General features: G+C 43.1%; 13 protein-coding genes. 3 read left to right on the plus strand and 10 right to left on the minus strand.

Annotated features, from left to right (window positions below):
* A partial coding sequence (locus tag R2B72_RS07105) for a DUF4073 domain-containing protein (RefSeq protein ID WP_318615743.1) occupies positions 1–1673 on the minus strand: 1673 nt, incomplete at its 3' end.
* Positions 1674–2704: 1031 nt separating this feature from the next.
* Between R2B72_RS07105 and R2B72_RS07110 the strand changes: the two genes are divergently transcribed.
* Together R2B72_RS07110 and R2B72_RS07115 are read left to right on the plus strand one after the other, a co-directional pair.
* Positions 2705–3514, plus strand: a complete 810-nt coding sequence (locus R2B72_RS07110) for a Cof-type HAD-IIB family hydrolase (RefSeq protein WP_318615744.1) — start codon at positions 2705–2707, stop codon at positions 3512–3514.
* 27 nt (positions 3515–3541) lie between these two features.
* Positions 3542–4393, plus strand: coding sequence for a DegV family protein (locus tag R2B72_RS07115; protein ID WP_318615745.1), 852 nt, complete (start codon positions 3542–3544; stop codon positions 4391–4393).
* Between the two features lie 44 nt (positions 4394–4437).
* On the opposite strand, the gene R2B72_RS07120 is transcribed toward R2B72_RS07115, so the two are convergent.
* From R2B72_RS07120 to R2B72_RS07160, 9 genes are all read right to left on the minus strand, one after another.
* Positions 4438–5886, minus strand: coding sequence for an alpha-amylase family glycosyl hydrolase (locus tag R2B72_RS07120; protein WP_318615746.1), 1449 nt, complete (start codon positions 5884–5886; stop codon positions 4438–4440).
* 228 nt (positions 5887–6114) lie between these two features.
* A complete protein-coding gene (locus tag R2B72_RS07125) occupies positions 6115–6243 on the minus strand; it encodes a hypothetical protein (protein WP_318615747.1) in 129 nt (42 codons plus the stop codon).
* A 21-nt stretch (positions 6244–6264) separates the two neighbouring features.
* Positions 6265–6648 (minus strand): YisL family protein, encoded by a 384-nt coding sequence (locus R2B72_RS07130; protein WP_318615748.1) that lies wholly within the window; start codon positions 6646–6648, stop codon positions 6265–6267.
* A gap of 407 nt (positions 6649–7055) precedes the next feature.
* Complete coding sequence (locus R2B72_RS07135; protein WP_318615749.1) at positions 7056–7955, minus strand: fumarylacetoacetate hydrolase family protein; 900 nt, start codon at positions 7953–7955, stop codon at positions 7056–7058.
* Between the two features lie 45 nt (positions 7956–8000).
* On the minus strand, positions 8001–9197 hold the full coding sequence (locus R2B72_RS07140; RefSeq protein WP_318615750.1) for a DUF418 domain-containing protein: 1197 nt from the start codon (positions 9195–9197) through the stop codon (positions 8001–8003).
* A gap of 2 nt (positions 9198–9199) precedes the next feature.
* The gene (gene addA / locus R2B72_RS07145) at positions 9200–12886 is read right to left on the minus strand and encodes a helicase-exonuclease AddAB subunit AddA (protein ID WP_318615751.1); all 3687 of its coding nucleotides are present in this window, start codon (positions 12884–12886) and stop codon (positions 9200–9202) included.
* Complete coding sequence (gene addB, locus R2B72_RS07150; protein WP_318615752.1) at positions 12864–16361, minus strand: helicase-exonuclease AddAB subunit AddB; 3498 nt, start codon at positions 16359–16361, stop codon at positions 12864–12866. Before addB ends, addA begins: the two co-directional genes overlap by 23 nt.
* A gap of 862 nt (positions 16362–17223) precedes the next feature.
* Entirely contained in the window at positions 17224–18021 is a 798-nt protein-coding gene (fdhD, locus tag R2B72_RS07155; protein WP_318615754.1) for a formate dehydrogenase accessory sulfurtransferase FdhD, read from the minus strand.
* A complete protein-coding gene (locus R2B72_RS07160; protein WP_318615755.1) occupies positions 18008–18382 on the minus strand; it encodes a DUF2294 domain-containing protein in 375 nt (124 codons plus the stop codon). Before R2B72_RS07160 ends, fdhD begins: the two co-directional genes overlap by 14 nt.
* A 263-nt stretch (positions 18383–18645) precedes the next feature.
* On the opposite strand from R2B72_RS07160, the gene fdhF reads away from it, so the two are divergent.
* Positions 18646–21564 (plus strand): formate dehydrogenase subunit alpha, encoded by a 2919-nt coding sequence (gene fdhF, locus R2B72_RS07165; protein ID WP_318615756.1) that lies wholly within the window; start codon positions 18646–18648, stop codon positions 21562–21564.
* Positions 21565–21732: the final 168 nt, after the last annotated feature.

Raw genomic sequence — 21732 nt, forward strand, 5'->3', positions numbered from 1 at the left:
ACTTCTTTGTACCAACCATCGAATGTGTAACCCACTTTTGTTGGTGCTGTTGGTGCTGTGATTGCTGTGTTGTAGTTTGTTGTTTTATCACTTACTGCGCTTCCGCCTTGGGAATCAAATGTGACCGTGTAATTATTGATTGTCCATTTTGCGTAAAGCGTTGTTGCCGATGTTACTGTATCTTCTGTGAAATCCCATGCATTCGTCAGTCCTACTTCTTTGTACCAACCATCGAATGTGTAACCCGCTTTTGTTGGTACTGTTGGTGCTGTGATTGCTGTATTATAGATTGCTGTTTTGCTTTCTACTACGCTACCGCCTTGAGCATCAAAAATAACAACCATTTCGTCATTATTAATTGAAAACGTTAAAGTAGTTTCGGCTCCAGCTGGTGCACCTGTTTCCGCATTGGCTGCGATTCTTACTCTCACCGTTTTATTTCCACTTAAATCTGGTGGAGTTGACGAATTATATACCGTCCATACTCCTCCATCGATTTGATATTCCATCGTAGCGTCAATGCCTACAATCATGTTCGTCACATCATCCGCGGTTACACTTGGGGCGGATGGAGTGATTGGTCCTTCAACGTAAGGAATGTCATTTATGTTTTTCGATTTGCTATCATTGCTAATTTGGACACCACCAGTTGTATTGCTTAATTCGATTAAATAAGTATTTTGGGGGACCGTAATCGATTGATTTGTCTCTCCATCATTAATAACGAGTGTGCCCGAAGCAAGTATATTACCATTCTCATCTTTAGCCTGCCAGTCGACAGATACAGTTCCATCGCTTCCATCTTTTCTTAGAATATGAATATCGTACCCATCATCAACAGTTTCTTTTGTTGTAACTTCTAAAACTCCTGCTTGAACAGCATGATCATTTAAGCTTCCCGCTTTAATAAATACGTTTGAGTCTAAAAATCCGTCAAAACCATCAGCAATCGCTAGTTTGATATGATTCATTATTCCTGGATTAACCGCTACGGAAACCGACATAACAACCGTAAGGCCATCCATTTGTGTATTCAAGTGGGCATCATCGTTGTTTATAAAATACTTCGGATTTTTTGCATTTATACCCAATGGATATCCACCATTCACTGTATTAATCGAAACAGAAGTATTTGTTTCGGGAAGTAGAGCAGCATTCTGACCATTTACAAAAAAGGCAAAAACATCGTTAAATTCACTGTTCGCATTTTCATTATATTCCTCAGATGAAAATACATATTGAAAGGAAATATGATCGCCCAATGGAACAAAGTCAAATTCCAATATGGCTGCATCATAAGTTCCCAAACCATTGGTAATACTGCCCAAGTTTGCATCTCCAGGAACCCCATTAACCGTAGATTTACCCACACTATTATTTGGTCCAATCACATCCGCAGCCTTACCTGTACTAAGGATAATCCCTTCCTCGAAGCCAATAATATCTTTACCTCCACTAAACTCTCCAAAGGCGTGAGCAGCGCCAGTTAATGTAATATTCGAGACTTCTACTCCTTGTCCCAAAATTTTACTAGCTAACTCCTCTTTAGTTTTTCCAGTTCCGACAACTAACCCGCTTTCTTCCGCATAACTCAATGCGCTAAATTGAAAAGAAGATAGGATCATTGCTAGAATAATTGCAAAGATTTTTATTCGATAGGCTATCGTTTTCATCTAATCAGCTCCAAATTCATTATTATTAAATCGCTAACCTTTAGCTTGCTGATCTATCGATACAATTGATTGCAGTGTCTATCAAAGTGCTATCCGCCCCAATCTTTTTTATCATTAACAGATATTGACCGTAGAAGTAGATGAAAGCAACTGAAATACGCTTCACTGTGAAAGTAACTTTTGAATCAAATTCGGGAATACAGTATTCTTTTTTGTAATATTTCGACTTTTCAGGGTTAATCAATACACTTGGTTGATCTATTTATATGATAGTTTGTAGTCCTTTATAAAAAAGGGTTCTACATCAAAATGTAAGTCCCCCATTATTACTAACACCTTACTCTTTTTTTCCATTGACGAACACATGATAACCTTTGCTTCTCTGTTGTCCATTTTAGTAAGATTATTTCCATCGTTACTAAATCCGGGCATAGTTTTCATATTTCCTAGCAGAACTTTTCCCAATTTTCGCTTCCCACCATGCTTCTATATGCCCGACACCCACCCCTAAGATTCGACTTTTTTTCTAGTAGATACATAGAGCTCAAAATGAAATGGTTTGATCTCTATCACTATGGTTCTTGATTCGCACTCCATAATTTCCTCCTATAAAGTAATTTTCAATAAATTTACTTTCATCGAAAAAGCTACTCGCGAAACTTGTAGTTTTTTGACCTTTCCTATCTTTTTTTATCATATAATAGAACAATAGAACTACACAATAATAATTTTCTATTTTCAAGTTATTTTTTTCTTAACCTACATTCATACCATAGATTTTTATACTATTATTTATTTATTTATTTATTTATTTATGCGCCATTATTATAGCAATTAACCAGTTCCTCACTAATTTTCCTAATATGAAAAATCCTTGGTTATACATTTGTAATTCACGAGCAATTCGAAGATAAAACACGAAATAATAGACCATAAAATCACCGCATCTTGGGGTTTCGTTTGTTTGGATGGATTTTTTGACTTGATTCACCTATTAACGATAGACTATTTAAAGAGAAGGAGGCGTTTTTTTGAAACCACATCTAATTGTCCTTGATCTTGACGGGACATTACTCACTGACGAAAAAATCATTTCCGATAAAACCGCGCTCACGCTGAAAAAGGCTGAGGAGCAGGGCCATCATGTGATGATTGCAACCGGTAGGCCTTACCGTGCTAGTGAAGTCTATTACCGTCAACTTGGACTTCAAACGCCAATTGTCAATTTTAATGGCGCATTTGTTCACCACCCTGATAATCAATCTTGGCAAACGATTCATGAGACGATTTCACTGCCAGTCGTCAAAGAAGTAGTGGATGCCCTACAGCAATTTCCAATCCGAAACATCGTTGCAGAAGTCATGGATGATGTTTACATGCATTACCATGATGAAAAACTACTCGACATTTTTAGTTATGGTAATCCACATATTATGAAAGGAGATATCCGCAATCATTTGCAAGTCAATCCAACAAGCTTGCTTATCCAAGCAGAAGAACAGTCCGTCGATGCCATTCGCCGTCACCTTGGTGAAGTACATGCAGAAGTCATTGACCATCGACGCTGGGGCGCTCCTTGGCATGTCATTGAAGTCATTCGACACGGCTTACATAAAGCAGTCGGGATTTCACATGTTGCTAAATGGATGGACATCCCACAAGAACGGATTATCGCATTTGGCGATGAAGATAATGACCTTGAAATGATTGACTATGCAGGTGTTGGTGTTGCAATGGGTAACGCTATTGATCGCTTAAAATCGATTGCGGATGAAGTAACCGCTACGAATAACGAAGATGGTATTGCGCAGGTGCTTCAAGAGAGGTTACACTTGGGCTAACAACAATTATCCATTGGAGGGATTTTTATGAGAATTTTTGCGGATAGTGCTTGTGATCTACCCAAATCATTTTTTCAAGATAATGATGTAACACTTTTTCCATTGCATGTCCTCATTGATGACAACGAATATGAAGACATCTTAGCTATTAAACCAAAAGAAGTATACGATGCTATCCGGAATGGCAAACAGCCAAAAACCTCACAAGTTTCTCCAGAATTATTTCTTGAAAAGTGGCAAGAACTTGCGGCGTCTGGTGAAGAAGGTATCTATATCGCCTTTTCGTCTGAATTATCAGGAACACATGACACAGCCGTCATGATTAGCAAGCAAGTACTAGAAACAAATCCCGCCATGAATCTCGTCATTTTAGATTCAAAATGCGCTTCGCTAGGCTACGGTCTTCTTGTGAAGGAGGCGGTTCGTCTACGTGAAGCAGGGGAAGATCTCCAGTCTATCGAGGAAAAAATCCGCTTCATGGCGGAGCATATGGAGCATTTATTCACTGTGGAAGATTTGGACTATATGGCACGTGGTGGACGCGTGTCAAAAGCGAGCGCGTTCATCGGTGGGTTGCTCAATATTAAACCACTTCTTCACGTTGAAGCAGGTAAACTTGTGCCAATTGAAAAACACCGTGGTCGCAAAAAAGTATTGCGCCGCATGACGGAGCTAATGGCAGAACGCGGCGATCACCTAGCTGAACAAACGATTGCCATTAGCCATGCGGATGATGAAAATATTGCACTTGAACTGCAAGGCTTGGTGGATGAATTATTCCGTCCCAAAAAGATTGAAGTTCATATGATTGGCTCTACCATTGGTGCCCACACAGGCCCCGGTACAGTCGCCATCTTTTTCTTGAATAAACAACCTTAATTAAAAAAACACCAGAGCCATTGGGCATTCTGGTGTTTTTTCTATTATTTTGCGTTATCTTCTTTTCTACCTCGCTTACCCCTTTTCCAAACCATAAAGAGGAAGCCAAGGAAAGTGACGTAGATTAAAATCGATGCGATTAAATATGGGATATTAAAGCCTGTATCTTCATCAGCAATATAGATTTCAGCTACTTCACGTTCAAGTACGACACGGAACATGCCATCTTTACTTTCGCGTACTAAATCGTTATCGAGTACACCACGTAATTTTTTATTGGCACCGATAACTTCTTTCGGGATAGCGAAATTCGATGTCTGCGTCGTATTATTCAAAGCAATAATCCACGTTTCTTTATCAGACGAACGTTTAAATACGGAAAATCCATCTTCATTATACAAAATTTCAAAATCACCACTGCGGAATGTTTCAGATTGGTTGCGTAATTTGTTCAAATCACCAATGTACTCCACTAATTCCTGGTCAATCTTATAATTCATAAGCGGGTGACTTTCTGGAGCAGCCTTACCATTTACCGCAATTTCAGTCCCGTAAGGCACAAGGGGCGTCCCCGGCATGCTAAATAGAGCTGTCGCCGCTAGTTTCCACCTTGTAGGCGGGAACATTCTTGCCTCTACAATATCGTATGTGTAACGCGGTCCCGTTAAATCATCGAATTGAACTAATCCTTTGGTAGACATATCGGTGAATAGCGATAAGGAAGCGGCATCTGCATCAGGTGTTACAAATGATTTTCTCAAAGCATTCATCTTGTCCATATTTAGCGAACCATCAAAGTTTGCATCACTCGCTTCATTCGTCAACACATAGGCATCAGGATTTACTGCTTTGACAGCCTCAATCACTTCATTGACAAAAGCTGTATCGAATTTCTCAATCTTCGTTAAGCGGATACCATCCAATTTATAAGTTTCTACAAAATCTACAACTGCCTCTTTTAGCGCTTGCTGCACGGCTACATCCGAATGATCCCAATCGATTGTTCCATCAGTAGCAGGGATTGCCTCAAACTTCCCTTCTTGCGCCCATACATGATTGGCACTGACGCCTGCAAATGGGAAGTCAGCAATAACGGCAATATCCCTTTTGTGGACGGCTTTGATCATCTCACTAAATTCCTTGTCCGTACCAAAATGCGGCTCAAGCTTTGTATAATCAAGCACCTTGCTACCATCATAGGATTCCGTCGCAAATACCGGACCAAGTGAAATAACCGTAAAGCCCATTGCAGCAATATGCTCTAATCGTGTACCAATACCGGTAAAATCTCCACCGTTGAATGCACTTAAATTCTGTGTATCGACATTATAATCGTTAAGCCCGTCACCGTTGTTATAACGATCGACCAGCAAATCATATATACTTTCGTCCTCTATTGTCCGTTCTGCCTGTGCAAAAACCCCAGCTGGAAATAGGGTAGATACAAGAAGCAGTGAAGTCACAACTAATCCAAACCATTTCTTCACTCTCACAAAAAAAGCCTCCTCCAAAAAAATCCGTGTCATCCGCTGCACAAAATAAGCTGTCACCCTTCACTTTACCAAACGAAACACCGGACTGCCATAGTTTCAAATTGAATTTGAAAACCTTCATCTTTAAATAGGTCTATATTGTGAATAAATTTTTAGAAGCCTGAACAATAAGCGAAGCGCACAAAGCCTAGACAATGAAAAACCTGCTGGCTCATTAACCAGCAGGTTTCATTGTTCATACATATCGTCATCTTGCATGGAGGTCTTTCTTCTCGAAAGAACGAAGACGGAGATGGCAAAGAGTGCCATCAGCATCAACACAACGATAAGTAAAATCGGCCCGATACTCGTTTCCATCCTCTTGCCTCCCTTATTTTATCATGCGAAGAAATTAAATCCGATGCCAATTGAAAATCCGAGGAATAGTGTTGCTAACACGAAGACGAAAAACAGGATCCAAAATACTTTGACGCTTTTGTTTTTTGCAGAACGAACAAGAACCATTTCCATCATGCCAATTGTTAGCAGTCCGAGTAAGAACTTAACGCCGTAAAGCGCTGCGTTGATACTAGAGTATTTCATAAATAACAAGAATCCAGATAGTATGATTAACACGTAAAATAGACGTGTCACCATATGAGCGATTTTTTTACCTTTTGTTCCACTTTCCAATCCTGACGTTACAATGAAAATAATAATTCCTGCAACCCATGTGAGAATATGAAAATGTGTTGTACTTGCTAATACTTCCAAAATAGTCACCTCATTATAATATTGTACCTAAATAATCGTACCATAATATAAATCGACTGGGTAGAAATCTGGCTTATGGGAGATATGTAGTTGGGGATTGCTTGAAATTCCTATGGCAAGTTATGTTTGCAATTAGAATCGTGGAGTTGCAATTACAGATCTCTGAACCACTTCGGAGCTTAGAGGATACATCTGTAATGCGCCTTCGCTAGATTATATGGATGATAACTTGGACAAAGGACAAACCTTGATACAAATCGTATTCTTCGAATTGTGCAGTGCCTGCCCCACGCTCCAGTCGAAAGGTGCAAGTAGAATAGTAGAGTTGCAACAAGTCTAGCTTGGGCATTTAACACTGTAAAAAATAGTGCCAGACACTCGCTAATCTCGCGAATGCCTGACACCTAATTCTATAATCAATTAAACGTATTCACCAACGTACCAATTCCCTCAATCGAAATTTTCACAGTATCACCTTTTTTCAAAAACGTCGGTGGCGTCATTCCTTTACCTACGCCAGCAGGTGTACCTGTTAAGATGACATCCCCCGGTTCAAGTGTTACAAAACGAGAAATTTCCGCAATGAGGTCATCAATTTTAAAAATCATAGAAGCTGTATTACCATTCTGTCTAACTGCGTCATTGACTTTCGTTACAATAGATAAGTTATGTGCATGTGGGATTTCATTTTTCGTCACAATATAAGGTCCCATTGGACAAGAACCATCTAAGCTCTTACCAAGGAAAAATTGACCGTGAGCGGCTTGGACGTCCCGTGCTGTCACGTCATTAGCGATTGTGTAACCGAAAACGTAATCATATGCCAGCTGTTTCGGGATATTACGTCCCTTCTTACCGATGACAACTGCCAATTCTCCTTCGTAATCCAAGCTATCTGTTACATCTTCATGAATTGGTAAATCTTGCTCATCCGCTGCGATGGCAGTTGGGGATTTTGTGAATATCATCAGCTTTTCAGGTGGTGCTTCCGCGCCCATTTCTGCTGCATGTTCTGCGTAGTTTTTGCCGACACACAGGACATTTTTAGGTGTTCTTGGAATTGGCGCCAACCATTCGATAGCTGTAAATGCATATTTAAAGCGACTAGGATTATCATCTGTTCGTGCTTGTTCCGCAAGTTTTCTGACTCGTTCAACAAAATCCAATCCATGCGCGATTCCTTCTGTAATGGTTTGTGGAAAATCGGTGTCTCCGTACGCTTGTGCGATAGCTAACATATCCCATACCGCATCTTCCTTCTTCACCTTCGGACCAAATAATGTCTGACCCTCGTAACGGAACGACAATAGTTTCATCTGCTAACCCATCCCTTCAGTAAGTGTTTCCCTTATCCTTTATTGTTACGACAAGCGATGACCTTTTCCCTCTTTATTCGTCAATTTTTTTCCGTATGTTGCTTTTCGCCACAGCCATTCAAGTGGCCCCATGCTAAATTTCATAAACCACAATTCCGCAAAGATGACTTGGATAATAAATACACCTAGCGCAATCCAGACACCCGTTTCCAAGTCGATTTTTCCATACATGCCAAAACCGTAAGAATAGAAGATGGTAGTCGCAACAATCGATTGCGTAATGTACGTTGTTAGCGACATTCTGCCCGCCTTAGAAACAGGGCGGAAAACCGTACGGAATAACGGGATTTGGCTGAGTAGCAATAACAGACCGACATAGCCTGCAGCCAAGATAGGTCCTCCAAATACTGATTGCAGCATTTGTGCAGCCAAAGTCGGTTCCCCCGTAAATGGAACGGCCTTCAACCAAAGTCCAGCCGCCAATGCCATTACAGTAATAACTACGATACGCCCTTTCATCTCCCCGGCACGTTCAAATACTTTCCACTTTGACAGGCCTGCCCCTATCATAAGGAGTGGCAAAATCATAACGACTGCCAAAAATACGCCTAAGAAACCAAACGGAAGCCATTCTACAAAACGGAAGCTAAATATTTCCCCATAAGAACCAAGACCATAAGCGCTAATCGCCAGCTCAATTTGCTGGATATCTGCATAGCCTGACAGCACTGAGTTTGGGCTCGCCTTTTCTAAATAACTGGTCCCTGCATAAAAGATAGCATTGGGAATGATATACAAAATAGCTGCAATCGGCAAAATCCACTTTTTAGGGATTTTAACAACCGCTATCATGATAAAGCCCATCGCCGCATAGGTGAACAACACATCCCCCGACCAAATGAGCAATGCATGAATCAATCCAAAACCGAGCAAAATCGCTAGCCGACGCGCCATCATCGGCGCAAAAGCTGACCCATTCGCTAAAGTCTTTTCATATTGCATATTCAGCCCATAACCAAATAACATCGCAAAAATCGGGTAAAAACTACCTTCTACAAAAATATCAATCACCTTAAATGTCGCTGCATCACTTGGACTACTAAACCAAGTGTACGGATCCATATACAAATAAGGTGATTGGAAATGAATCATATTCGCTATAAACACGCCTAGCAATGCAAAGCCTCTTAGTAAATCGAGTACTTCCACACGATTGCCAAGTGTTGTTGGTGTTACATTCAAATTTATTCCTCCTGAATTATGACAGTCCTTTGCCCATCAAATAAATAAAGGACCATTTCTTTAATATCGATTTTTAAAATCGCTTCAATTGCTTTTTTATACAAATTCAACTGGATACCGTAACGCTGCTGCATCTCAGCATCCACTTCTTCATCAGAGCTAAAGCGTTCGCGAACTTTATCGGTTTTATAATCCAGTAAAACCCAACCATCCTGATCTTCGAATAAACAATCCGCGATACCTTGTAAAATTTGGAAGTCGCCATCTGCATCACTATGCGCATAGGTAAATGGCAATTCACGCGACACCTGCTTGGCATGTTGCAATCTTGAAGCAATTGGTAGCTGGAAGAAATGTGCAACAGATTGGATATCGACCTTCTTCGCCTCTTCAGCCGTCAGCAACTGGCGCTCCGCCAATTCCATAACCAATTGCTCGATATCTGCAGCCGTACATGCTGTTCCGATATCAACATGCTGCATAATGGTATGCATAGCCGTCCCGATTTCCGCGGCAGACAATGCCCGCGACTGCATGAATGCTGGACGCTCATGCAAGTAGGCCATACTTACTTCATCACTTTTCACAACAGCTGTATCATCTGCCTGTTGCTCAAGAATGGCCAAACGCTTCAATTCACTCACCGTTTGCTTAGATTTTTTCGAAATGGAAGCCTCGAAAAGATACTTTGCATCAAAACGACGTTTCACTTCCGCTAGTAAATCAGCATCCACTTCTTCATTCGGCAGAATATCCAGCGGTACTTCAGTCTCCTTGCCCACGTCCTCTTCTTCCGAAAACAATGAAGAAACCGGTAACGCATCAATGCGCCAAACAGATGGATCATCCATTAATTGTCCACCTGGAATAGCGCCAAACTTCGCGAATGCCTGATGTCTCGCAACAGCCGGACCAATCCACTCCAAATAACCATTCGCTCGTGACCGTGTATATTCCGGCAACATTAGCTCGGGATCTATTAACTGTGCATCCTGCCATTTGCCAATCGATATCTCAATATCCTTGACGGACGCAATGATTTCAAGATGTTCCTTGGCCCGCGTCATCGCAACATAGAGTACGCGCATCTCTTCCGAACGCATTTCAAGTTCTTTCTGTTCTTTCATCGCCAAAAATGGCAACGACGTATACGTTATGCGATTATCTGGGTCAATGGCTTTCACCGCAAGCCCGAAATGTTGGTCAAACAAATATGGTTCATTGAAATCCATCTTATTAAATTTTCGTCCCGCCCCAGCGATGAACACATACGGGAACTCCAATCCTTTCGATGAATGAATCGTCATAATACGCACGACATTTTCCTTGTCGCTCATCGAACGGGCAGCACCCAGATCATCTCCCCGCTTCGTCATCCGATCCACAAAACGCAAGAAACGGAATAATCCACGGAACGACGTTTTTTCATAATCAATGGAACGATCATGCAGTGCACGTAAATTGGCTTGGCGTTGTTTGCCATTCGGCATCGCACCGACCATTTCATAATAATGGGTATCTGCATAGACCTGCCAAATTAATTCGGACAAAGAACCGCGTCGTGCCAAGTTACGCCACTCTTCAAACTGAATGAAAAAGCGCTGTAATTTCTCCTGCGTGTCACTCGCCATCCCGGCGCCACCTGTCCTCACAAAACGCTTCAATGCTTCAAAAAACGGCTCGTTTTTCCCAGCCATGCGAATTTGCGCCAACTCATTTTCCGTCATGCCAATAAATGGCGCACGCAGTACAGAAGCCAGCGGAATATCCTGATACGGATTGTCGATGACACGCAAGGTGTTCAACATAATCATCACTTCAAGTGCATCGAAATAACCGCGCGACAATTCCGCGTAAATTGGAATACCCGCCAACTTAAACTCTTCCGCAATTTCACCCGACCACGTCATCGACCGCATTAAAATAACAATATCTCGGTATTCTAGTGGACGTTTTTCACCACTAAATGCATCGGCTACTTCAGCACCTGACGCTAATAAATCTTGAATTCGTTTAATCATGAAGCGTGCTTCTGCTTGCGAACTTTTTAAGCTTTGCCCGACTTCCTCTGACTCTTCTTCCTCTTCATCATACAGCAGCGTCAAGCCTGCCGTTACAGCCTTATCCGGATACTTCGCTCCATATTTCAGCGCCGCTGCATCATCATAATCGATTTCCCCAACACGCGCGCCCATCACTTGTGCAAAGATGAAATTTGTGGCATCGAGTACTTCTTTTCGACTGCGGAAATTGGCGTTCAAATCGATTTTCAAGCCTTGATCGCCGTCATTCTCGGTAAATCGATTATATTTCCCGAGAAATAACATCGGTTCTGCCAGACGAAAACGGTAAATCGACTGCTTCACATCGCCCACCATAAATAGATTACCGTCTTGCTCACCACCGCGTTTAATGAGCTGAATAATCGTCTCCTGCAACAAGTTCACATCTTGATACTCATCGACTAGCACTTCCTCAAAACGCTTGCGGTAATCCTCAGCGATATCAGATGCGACTAGCTGACCATGTTGTTGCTGCGATAAAATACGCAATGCGTAATGCTCCAAGTCAGAGAAATCGACAATGCCTCGGTCAATTTTCAACTGCTCGTAACGTTGACCGAAGTCGACAACTAGTTCAATCAACGTATGCATCGTCGGTGCCATCAAGCGAATTTCATCCAGCAAACGGGCAGGCGTTCTGGTGAAATAGGATTCTTTCACTGTGTTAATGATCTTTTTCACCGCATCACGCAGCGCTTTCGCTCGTTTCGCCAGTTCTTCATCACACGAATCTTTGCGAATGGTACCCGCCTTTGCCCACTTCAACGAGCCGAAAAACTCATAGGTTTCCTGCCATGTACTTTCTGACATGCGTCGCATGGCTTCATGTATCCACAACAAATCAGCTTCCGCCGTAGCGGCAAGTGGTTCTGGTCCATCGGGCATCAGTGCAATCTGTTTCATATCGCCCGTCAATGCCGCCGCTTCCTCCAGTGAATGGCGGATAGCCAACTTGAGAGGTTCCATAAAGGGTAAATCGTCAATCGTAGTCGTCTCATCAATGTCATATTGCTGTGGAATGAGACGTAACCATTGTTCCGGCGACGGGTGGACGCGGGAATAGTCGTACAGCCGGTCAATGAGCGTTTCAATCGATTGATCGTTACGATCCGACGTAAAACTATCCGCCAACCTGTACATCGCATCAGGATTCTCTGCGCCATACGCTTCCTCTAATACATCTCCTATCGTATCATCACGCAATAATGCCGCTTCCGTACTATCAGCAATGCGGAAGCCAGGGTCAATATCGAGTAAATAAGCATACTGTCTTACGACATTTAAACAGAATGAATGCAAGGTAGAAATCTGTGCTTTATTCAATAAATTCAACTGCCTGCGCAAATGAACAGACCCCGGTCTTTCAGCGATCGCTTCTTCTAATGCCTCCGCCATACGATGTCGCATTTCCGCAGCAGAAGCGTTCGTAAACGTCACAACTAGCAGTTCATCAACGTCAATCGGATTTTTTTCATCCAAAACTTTTTCAATCATTCGGGTGATCAATACTTTCGTCTTGCCCGAACCGGCCGCAGCGGAAACAAGAATATCCTTGCCCTTAGCCCAAATGGCTTTCCACTGGGCATCCGTAAATGTCAGTCCCTCAGGTTTCACGGGTATGTGCATCGTCAGTGACCTCCTTACGCATTTTTTCAAGTGACGATTCAGTATCCATTTCGGCATACGCTCGGTGTTGCTGTGCTGGATCTGTTGGATCGAATTGACAAACGGAACGATACGAACAAAATTGGCAAGGCATCTTATCTCGTAATTTATAGGGATAAACACGCGTGTCCCCCGCCAGCATGGCATCTCCTGCCTTCTGGTGACGCGTTCGCACATAAGAGCGCATCATCTGTAAATCATCAGAAGACAATACTTTTGACGTTTTCGCAAAGGTACCATCCGTTTTAATAGAAGCCGGCACGATGGCAGATGACCTACCAATATCCGCATCCATGCCGATAACCACTTCCTGATTATCCAGCAAATAGCCTCTCATCTTATACGATTTTGCAATTTCGGCTTCCAGTAGCGCAGGTGTTAATTCAGAACCAGAACGAATCATTGGATTATGGATATGCATATAGAGCACCCCTGCTGGATCCGCGTGGAATCCGAGCCATTCATCGGCATTCTCAAGCGCCACGTCTAGGTACGTCATCATTTGTAGCGACAAGCCATAATACACTTCCGTCAAATCAAGGCTACGTGCCGATGATTTATAATCAACAACGCGCACATAGTTTTTGCCGCCAATTTCCGAGGCATCCACCCGGTCAATGCGACCGCGTAATTTCATCGAATCACCATGGCGTAAAGGAATTTCAAGCGCTGGCAATTGTTCGCCCGGTCCAAATCCTGCTTCAATGGCAACAGGTCTAAACACTGTCGCTTTTGCCTGCGTACTCAACGAATAAATCGTGCGCTGGATGATATGCATCAGCTTGCGCTTAATATAAACATAACGGCTCGTTGACAATAAAATCCGATTGAAAAAATACGGTGAAATATCTTCCACTGCCGCCCTCGCCAGCTGCCAGCACTCTTCGCGCGACAACTCTGCCCATGATTTCCCCAGACGCATCGTTTCATCAGACACCCATTTCAGCGCCGCGTGGAATAAATCCCCGATAGCCGGTGCCTCCAATGTGAATTCGGTGCGTTCACGCAAGCCCAAGCCAAATGACGCATAGTGCTGGAACGGACAACTATAATATGACTCAATACGTGACACACTGGAAACAAATGATTCCCCGTACAATCCGGTCGTCAACTCAGGACGTAGACGCTCGGTTTCGTTCTTAGCATTCATCGGACGAATAATATGACTAAATACGGAAGACCAATACGGATCTTCCTCGTAATAGGCCATGACTGCACGCCATTCGCGTTCCACGACACCGGTGCTTTGTGCTTCTTTTAATTTCATCGAAGCATACGGCAATGCCGCACGGGGATGGCTAATATAATCAAATGGATCTGCTTCAAGCGGTAATTCCGATGGATCTGTTACCGCAAATATCGTGTGTGTACCCGGCAATAGCTGTTGGATTCTTGCGCTATATAATGAAGGAAGGAGAGCTTTCCCTTCTTCATCCGCAACCGGATAAGATACAAAGAGTTTTTCGCGTGGCGAGGTAAATGCCCGGTAAGCCATATATGTTTCGTCCATCAATTTCATTTTCGAAGTCGGTGCCAGCTCAAAGCCAATATCCGTAAACCACTCACGGTCCGCATCGGATAACAATCCTTCATTATCAACACGCTTTGGCATAACGCCATCATTGACCCCAACGACAAATACCGCATCGATATCCATTAAATTAGACACTTCGACATTCGACACCGTCACTTGATCAAGCGCCGGCGGAATGCGAGCAAATTCGAGCGAATCGAAGCCTTCATCTAAAATACGCGCAGCTTCCTTTGGATGCATATCTTTGTCGCCAAACATCAACACGAACTGATCGAGTACATTGATCCAGCCATTCCATGCCTGTTCATGCTCAGTTGCACGCAACAAACGTCCTGCCCGCTCTTCTTCAGCACGCAAATCGATAATTTTATCATACACATGCAGCTTTTCCATCAATAAAAACAATGCTTCTGCTACATCGCGACCACTTGTCGACCCCTTCAAGCGCTTGTCAAACGCAGCAAGCGGCTCGCGAATTTCATCGCGAATAACATGCAATTCCTTCTCCATCGCACGCTCTTCATCGGTTTGTACATCGCTATATAATTCCAACCCACGATACTTTTTCACGCGCCAACGGCTGTCATCGAACCAGCGCTGACCGTAGATTCCGTGCGCCAAAACGTAATTTTCCAGGCGATCTGCTCGGTCACGCCACAGCAGTTTATTTTCACGGTGCGGGAAAAAGAGATCCGTCTTTACCGCACGAAATACCGACTCATATGACCAACCCGACGTCACCGTTTCTAAAATAGAACGTGAAAATTCGATGAGTGGATGATGTAGCATCGGCTTTTTCTGGCTGATAAACACCGGTATGTCATACTGCGGAAAAATCGTTTCAATGAGCTCATCATATTTTTCAGGCTGGCGATATAAAATCGCAATATCCTTATAGCGTTTCCCCGCTAACATCAATGCCCTAATCTGACGTGCTACCGCACGAATTTCTGCACGACGATTCGCCGCTTCAATTAGCACAACATGGCCTTCCGACTGTTTAACTTGCGCTGGATAATGATCGAATTCCGCTTCAAAATGTTGAAGGTCGCCGTTGTGAAAACGTTGTGCTTGTGCGAGATGCACATCTTCTTCCACATCAACTGATTCTGCACGCGCTAATTCACGTAACTTTAGTGACGTCTTGACCGGATTATAAAAAAGTTCATGGTCTGCAAAGCCAGCGTGAGCACCTTCCATCGGCAATACAACTGTTACGTTCTTCGCATGCTTCATCAGTTCCGAAACGATTTCGTATTCCCTCGTCGTAAAGTTTTCAAAGCCATCCAAATAAATGTCAGCACCTTGTAACAGCTCCGAGTGGTTAATTTGCGCAGCAAGAAGGGCAAGATGGCCTTCACTATCGACAAAAGTTGTCCCCAGCTTGTCCTCAATCTTCGTCAGCAACAGCGATAAATCACTCGCTTTGTCGAGTAACGTACGCGGTGCATTGGCAGCTACTAGCTCGTCGTAAAGATTACCCATCGTTTGGTGATCCAAGCAATAGCGGCTAAACTCCTTCAACAAATCGCCAATCATTTCCGTAAATCCTCGTTTACTCGCCGCTTGGCGAAACAGCTTGAACTCGTCCCGATTATCTTCCAACACGCTGCGTACAAGCATCCGATAACCGAAGCCATCCACTTCCTTACGCGTAATGCCCCCCGTTTCCTGCAACACGCGCCATGCCAGCCGCTTAAACGTCAATACTTGCGCCCGGATGATCCCTTGTAAGCCATAATCGACAGCTAAGCTATGCTCCATCGCAAACGACATCTGATCAGGCACGATGACAATAATGGGTGCACCTACGGGATTTTGTTCGAGTTCCTTGGCGATTTCCTGCTTGATGAACGTCGTTTTTCCGGCACCTGATCGACCAGTTATAAAACGTAGTGACATGCTAGTCCCTCCTTTTTTATCAAAGATATATGTATACCTGTCAGCCTTTCCTTCTATTGTACAGAAAGTTTGGGGTGGTAGGTACTGATTACTTGATGGAATTTTAACTTCTTGTATGCAACGTTCTTGGGAAACTAGACAACGTTTTCACCAAACTAGACAACGTTCCATGAAGTAAACAACATAATCGAGGAGCTAGGCAACGTTTTACTCAAACTATGCAACGTTCTTGGGAAACTAAACAACGTTTCCACCTAACTAGACAACGTTCCATGAAGTAAACAACATAATCGCGGAGCTAGGCAACGTTTTACTCAAACTATGCAACGTTCTCGGGAAACTAGACAACGTTTTCACCAAACTAGACAACGTTCCATGAAGTAAACAACATAATCGAGGAGCTAGGCAACGTTTTACTCAAACTATCCAACGTTCTCGGGAAACTAAACAACGTTTCCACCAAACTAGACAACGTTCCATGAAGTAAACAACATAATCGCGGAGCTAGGCAACGTTTTACTCAAACTATGCAACGTTCTTGGGAAACTAGACAACGTTTTCACCAAACTAGACAACGTTCCATGAAGTAAACTATTCAACGTTCATAAACAACAAAAAAAGAGCGTAGTATGACTACTCGCTCTCTTCTTCCCTATCTGATTAGGTGACTAACCTACATCCGGCACCCGAAGTCCGGTAAGTGGATCACTTTTTTTAAGTTGCCCGCTAACGCCCAGCACCCGAAGTCTGGTAAGCATTTCACTTTTTTACGGTGCCTAATCATCACCGGCTACTGCTCACAGGAACTCCCTATATGTCCTGTTATCGATAGTATATGCAGCTTGACAGCAACTATATGCATTCATTGTCCATCAAATATAATTCGCTCGGGATGTGTATATAAGTTAAAGGACTGCTGGCGAATAAATCCGACAGTCGTAATCCCTAATTCTTCCGCTAATGTCAATGCTAACTCCGTAGGGGCCGACTTCGAAAGCACAATTCCACAGCCGATTTTTGCTACTTTCAATAAAATCTCTGATGAAATTCTACCGCTGAACACAATGACTTTATCCCGGACCGAAATTTGATGCTTCAAGCAATGACCATAAATTTTATCCAATGCATTATGTCTACCGATATCCATTCTTGACAATACAATTCCATTTGCATCACAAAGTGCAGCATTATGGACGCCACCTGTTTGGTGAAACATATCTGCCGTTTGATCCATCTGCTTCATCAAGAAAAAACAATCTTGTGGGGTCAATGTCACATGGGTTTCCGTCATCCTTTTGGCTGTCAGCGCATCATTCGCAAAAACAAAACCTTGTCGGCTCATGCCACAACAGGAGGTGATATAGCGTTTATTCAATAATTTTTCGTAGAATGGATACATTTTATCGGTTTCGATATGGACGATTCCTAATTCTTCCTGAACCAAAATATTTTTAATGTCCTTATACTTTGGAATGACACCTTCTGATGCCAAAAAACCGACCGCCATGTCCTCTATGTACTCCGGCGAGCAAACAATCGTTGCGAATTCCCGGTCGTTGATTTTAATCGTAACCGGATGTTCGACAACGACACGATCTTCTTTTTCCACAAACTGACCATTCATGTAACGAAAAACGGTCCGCTGTTTATCTTGTTCCATCATCCCTTCCTCCCTTATCCTCAATTGGTCTGTCGAATAGAAACACTGATACAGCAATGTCATCTTCCAATTTGATGTCTGAGAAAAGACGGACAAATTTTGCGCCGACGAGTTCTTCCATCCCCTCTGGTGGTGCCTTTTCATAAACTTGCTGAATCATTCGAGTTCGCGCAGTATGCACCATTTCTTTGCCTTCTGGCGTTCCTGCAATAAACTTTTCAGTCGGCGTCAAGTTGCCATACAGTGTGGAAATAATCATATTGTCCACGATAACCGTATGGATGCGTTCTGGCCCCTTACCGAATAAATCTTTGCGTAGCTTTCTGATAATATCATTAAAAGCATGAATTTTTTTCGACATAGATTAACTCCCCTTTTGACAGTACAATGAAATATTTCAATAGCTCAAAAATAGATTGTTTATTCAAACAAAATCAACTATACTAGTAACTAATGTTGGCATTGTGGTAGGTTCTGCCCCGATGTTATCGAGCGTAGATTAGAATTATGGATTGGTAATTTAACAAGTCCTGTTAGAAGACTATTCCACTATGAAAGTGCACTTGTCAAGTCGGTGTATTTTTTTCATAGTGGTTTTTTTATCGAAAAAAAGGAGGTGCCTCCGTGGCCATAAAGATTAACGGTGCCAGTTTTGACTTTGATGAAGGTAAAACGCTCATTGAAGTGATCAATCAATATCAATTTTCCCATCCGCAAATTTGTCATTTACCAGAAGTCGACCCGATTGAGACATGTGACACATGCATCGTCGAAGTGAATGGCGAACTGATGCGGGCATGTTCAACAAAGGCTGTGGCAGGGATGGAGGTTCAACTTTCTTCTAAGCGCGCCAAGGCAGCGCAAACAGAAGCAATGGACCGCATTCTTGAAAATCACCTGCTGTATTGTACTGTATGCGACAACAATAACGGCAACTGCAAAATACATAATACAGTGGATTTGATGGAAATTGAGCACCAAAAATACCCGTACGAACCAAAATGCTCGACAAATGAAGTTGATTTTACTCATCCATTTTATCGCTACGATCCGAACCAATGTATCGCTTGTGGCCAATGCGTAGAAGTATGTCAAAACTTACAAGTCAATGAAACCTTGTCCATCGATTGGGAAAGAGATCGGCCTATTGTGTTATGGGATGGCGGTGCGAAAATTAATGACTCTTCCTGTGTCGGCTGCGGTCAATGTGTTACGGCTTGTCCATGTAATGCGTTAATGGAAAAATCAATGCTTGGTGAAGCTGGCTTTATGACTGGACTAAAAGAGGAAATTCTAACGCCAATGATAGATCTTGTCAAAAACGTCGAGCCGGGATACAGCGGTATTATGGCGATTTCAGATGCGGAATCGGCAATGCGTGATACGCGGACGAAAAAAACGAAAACAGTTTGTACATTCTGTGGGGTTGGCTGTTCATTCGAAGTGTGGACAAAAGATCGTAAAATTTTAAAAATCCAACCGGTTTCCGATGCTCCCGTCAATGCGATTTCGACTTGTGTTAAAGGTAAATTTGGTTGGGATTTCGTCAACAGTGACAAAAGGTTAACGACACCTCTTATTCGCAAAGGAGATGCTTTTGTCGAAGCCTCATGGCAAGAAGCACTTGAACTTGTGGCGCTCAAACTTGGGACGATTAAAAAAGAGCATGGCAAAGATGCTGTTGGGATTATTTCCTCTTCAAAAATTACCAATGAAGAAAACTACGTCATCCAAAAGCTCGCTCGCCAAGTGTTTGAAACAAATAACGTCGATAATTGTTCACGCTATTGTCAGTCTCCAGCGACAGACGGATTGTTCCGTACAGTCGGTATGGGTGGAGATGCTGGAACCATTCAAGATATTGCTAAAGCAGGTCTTGTCATTATTATCGGAGCGAACCCGGCCGAAGGGCATCCCGTTCTCGCGACACGCGTCAAACGTGCACATAAGCTACATGGTCAAAAGCTTATTGTCGCTGATTTACGGAAAAATGAAATGGCCGAACGCTCTGATATCTTTATCAGTCCAAAGCAGGGTACGGACCAAGTATGGCTGATGGCAGTGACAAAATATATCATCGATCAGGGCTGGCATGATCAATCGTTTATTGATGACAACGTCCACTACTTAGAAGATTTCAAAGACGTTCTTTCAACATATACACTCGACTATGCTGAAAAAATCTGTAACGTATCCAAAGACATGCTGATTAAAACCGCTGAATTGATTCGCGATGCGGATGGCACTTGTATTTTATGGGGCATGGGAGTAACGCAAAACACAGGTGGCTCGGATACATCTGCCGCCATCTCCAACTTGCTGCTGGCAACGGGTAACTATCGTCGTCCTGGCGCTGGTGCCTATCCACTTCGTGGACATAATAACGTCCAAGGTGCTTGCGATATGGGAACTTTACCAGGCTGGCTGCCAGGTTATCAGCATGTCACAAACGATGCGGCGCGTCAGAAATTTGAACAGGCATACGGCGTGACAATCGGCGATAAGCCTGGGCTCGATAATATTCAAATGCTGCATTCCATCGATGAAGGTATTATGAAAGCAATGTATATTGTCGGTGAAGATATGGCGCTTGTCGATTCCAATGCCAACTATGTGCACGACGTATTAGCGAAGCTCGACTTCCTTGTTGTGCAAGATATTTTCTTTTCTAGAACAGCACAATATGCCGATGTCATTTTACCGGCTGTGCCATCGCTTGAAAAAGACGGTACCTTTACCAATACAGAAAGACGTGTACAACGCCTGTACCAAGCACTTCCAGAGCTTGGTGATGCCAAGGCAGACTGGTGGATTATTCAAGAAGTGGCGAACCGACTCGGTCAAAACTGGAACTACAGTCATCCAGGGGATATTTTTGCGGAGATGGCTAGTCTTTCGCCTCTGTTTAGTCAAGCCGACTATCGTGTGCTGGAAGATTGGGGTAGTTTCTTATGGGGCAATTTGGATGGCTCAAGCACGTCACTGCTCTATGTGGACGGTTTTAATTTCCCGGATAAAAAAGCGCGTTTCGCATTATCTGACTGGGTTGAACCTGTTGAATTCCCGGTCGAATATGATCTTCATATTAATAACGGGCGCTTGCTAGAGCATTTCCATGAAGGTAATCTAACGAATAAATCACAAGGTATTCAAGAGAAAGTGCCAGGAATTTTCGTTGAAGTGTCACCTGAACTTGCCAAAGAACGTGGCGTGTTAAGTGGTTCACTGGTCCGACTCGTCTCGCCATACGGTGCATTGAAACTGCCGGCACTCGTCACAGACCGAGTAAAGGACAACGAATTATTCTTGCCTATGAACTCAGTGGAAAAAGAATCGGCCATTAATTTCCTAACCGGACCTGCCGTCGATCAGCGCACGAATACACCGGCTTATAAACAGACGATGGTACGGATGGAAGTGCTTCAAAAGGACGGAAAAAACCCACTACCTGCTTCTAATCCGCGCAATAAAAAGCGCCACCCGCAAAACGGTGTGGAAGTGGAACGCAAATGGGCACGCCCTGGCTATGTACATTTAACTTAATTCAGCAGAAGCCCCCTGCTGAATTAAGTTATGCCTCCGGCGGATGTCACAAATTTTGGAAGGAATCAAAGATGGCAGTCTAAGTTCGCGACGTCAGAAAGTGCCTTAATTTCCGCAAAGTACGCAGAAATACGGCAAATCTAACCCTTCGCTGTTCGATTCGCAACG

Origin of the sequence: Sporosarcina sp. YIM B06819, from assembly GCF_033485175.1 — a bacterium.
Lineage (GTDB): Bacteria > Bacillota > Bacilli > Bacillales_A > Planococcaceae > Sporosarcina.

Excerpts from the sequence above, each read along its gene's own strand:
- addA (WP_318615751.1), bottom strand. The coding sequence starts at position 12,886 with ATGCACATACCCGTGAAACCTGAGGGACTGACATTTACGGATGCCCAG.
- fdhD (WP_318615754.1), bottom strand. The coding sequence starts at position 18,021 with ATGGAACAAGATAAACAGCGGACCGTTTTTCGTTACATGAATGGTCAG.
- R2B72_RS07115 (WP_318615745.1), top strand. The coding sequence starts at position 3,542 with ATGAGAATTTTTGCGGATAGTGCTTGTGATCTACCCAAATCATTTTTT.
- addB (WP_318615752.1), bottom strand. The coding sequence starts at position 16,361 with ATGTCACTACGTTTTATAACTGGTCGATCAGGTGCCGGAAAAACGACG.
- R2B72_RS07135 (WP_318615749.1), bottom strand. The coding sequence starts at position 7,955 with ATGAAACTATTGTCGTTCCGTTACGAGGGTCAGACATTATTTGGTCCG.
- R2B72_RS07160 (WP_318615755.1), bottom strand. The coding sequence starts at position 18,382 with ATGTCGAAAAAAATTCATGCTTTTAATGATATTATCAGAAAGCTACGC.
- R2B72_RS07125 (WP_318615747.1), bottom strand. The coding sequence starts at position 6,243 with ATGGAAACGAGTATCGGGCCGATTTTACTTATCGTTGTGTTGATGCTG.